The sequence below is a fragment of the Hyalangium sp. genome (genome assembly GCF_045802625.1).
Taxonomy (GTDB): domain Bacteria; phylum Myxococcota; class Myxococcia; order Myxococcales; family Myxococcaceae; genus Hyalangium.
This window is the reverse complement of sequence record NZ_JBJMQP010000073.1, coordinates 1-1,854: the sequence shown is the minus strand read 5'-3', so window position 1 is coordinate 1,854 and position 1,854 is coordinate 1. Positions and strand designations below refer to the sequence as shown.

2 protein-coding genes are annotated in these 1,854 nt (G+C 68.3%); one reads left to right on the top strand and one right to left on the bottom strand.

From position 1 onward, the window contains the following. On the bottom strand, positions 1 to 1,674 hold a 1,674-nt coding region (locus tag ACJ8AT_RS14665), incomplete at its 3' end, for a DUF3556 domain-containing protein (RefSeq protein ID WP_407738345.1). Here ACJ8AT_RS14665 and ACJ8AT_RS14660 point away from each other — a divergent pair. Next, positions 1,673 to 1,854: hypothetical protein (locus ACJ8AT_RS14660; protein ID WP_407738344.1), on the top strand; the 182-nt coding region annotated here is incomplete at its 3' end. The genes ACJ8AT_RS14665 and ACJ8AT_RS14660 overlap by 2 nt on opposite strands.

The window sequence follows — 1,854 nt, the reverse complement described above, 5'->3', positions numbered from 1 at the left end:
GTGGGTGACGTCGACCGCGGCGAGGCCGGCCCGGCCGTCGACGCTCGAGCGCTCCCACGCCTGCCGGCTCTGGAGGACGCGGACGTCGAGCTCCCCCTCGGCCATCAGACCGGTGCAGGCGTCGTGCACGCGGTAGTTGCAGGTGTGGCGGCCGAACGGCTGCGCCTCGACCATCATCACGCGCAACTCGCCATCCTCGAAACCGCACTCCTCCTGGATTGCCGCCAGCAGCTCCTCGTCGTGCAGGTGGCCATCGCCGAAGTTGTAGCCGAGGATCATGCCGCAGACGAGCTCGCCGTCGACCCACGTGTAGTCCTCGAAGCGGTCCACCGCCATCGGCACGAGGTCCCCCATCGCGCGGCCCTGGAGGTGCATCAGCCGCCAGCCGACCGTCCGGCTCGCGACGGCCACCGCCGTCGGGCGGTCGTAGAAGCGCGCCAGCTGGTCGGGCACCCACGCCGCCGCCTTCTTGATCGCGTCCAGCTTGCGGTAGCTCTCGCCCCGGAACAACCACACGCTGTAGGGCCAGTTCCCGGCGTAGTACCGCATCGCCATGAGGAACGAGATGCGCTTCGGGAACAGGTTCCCGAGCAGGGGGATCGCCACGAGCATCACGGCCAGGAACACGCCGCAGGCCGGCGGCATGTCGAAGATCGTGGTGTGGGCGTGGCGAGAGAAGAGGAAGAAGCCGCCGTAGATCATCATCACGTTCCATTCCAGAGGCACGCCGGCCGGCACCTGGGCGGAGATGAAGCAGTGCAGGAACACCATCATCGCCAGGCCCACCTTGGTCAGCGTGCCGCCGTGGGCGACGAGCATCACGATCGGGATGCCGAACTCCAGGGCTGCCCCACCGTGCGCGATGTCGGCGAACCGCCCCGGGCGAAGATCGTCGGGGAAGTTGCGGTAGAAGCGCCGCCGCACCCGCGCGATCGGCGCGGTGAACGGCGCATTGCTGTTCATCACGCAGATCACCGAGGTGAAGTGCGGGGTGAGCTTGGAGAACCCGGCCCAGAACCACAGCGCGATCCAAAGCGCCTTCGCACCCGGGAGCCAGTGCGAGAACAGCGCGAACAGCGTAAGCGCCGTCCAGTAGTGCTCGCCGCGCGCACTGAGGAAGATCGTCTTGTCGGCGAGGGCGAGGACGAGGTAGAGCAGCGAGATGGCGAGCAGCAGCCCCCGTGCGGGAGTCCCGCTCACCAGCGCGCTCAGCAGCAGCACCTGCGCTGCCGCGTAGAGCCCGACGTCCAGCCACGTGCGCCGGTACCCGCCGAGTACCGGCAGTCGCGCATCGAACGGGCGCTTGATCGTGCCCGGCCGCAGGAAGTGCAGGAAGGCGGTGAACGGCGGTACGTAACGCGCGGTGAGCGGTCCCGATCCGCACCCGAGGCCGAGACCCTCGAACAGGAGGCTCCACAGCACAGCCTTCTCGAAGGCGACGACGCTGAAGCCCCACGAGTCGATCGTCCCGAGGTCGCCCATCCCGCGCGTGAAGCTGCAGAACAGCCACCAGCCACCGACATACAGGACGAGCTTCAGGCCGTAGAACAGGTAGACCGCGGAGGGAGAGCCCCAACCCTGGACCGCGTAGGTCTCGCACGCCATCCGAGCGCGCTCGGCGAATGGCTTCTGCGCCCATTCGAGCGGGTCGTACTCCGGCACGAGCGGCTTCATGAATGCCATCACGCACCTTGTATCCGATCCGGCGCCTCGACGGTGCAGTTTCCGGTGCCGCCGACCGGCTTTCCTGCGAGACTGCCGCGCGGTGCAGATCGATGCAATGGGCTATCTCGCGGCGGCCGCCCAGGCGGGGCCGGCGGCGAGGGAGGCGGAGAACCTGGAGTTCGACGCCTG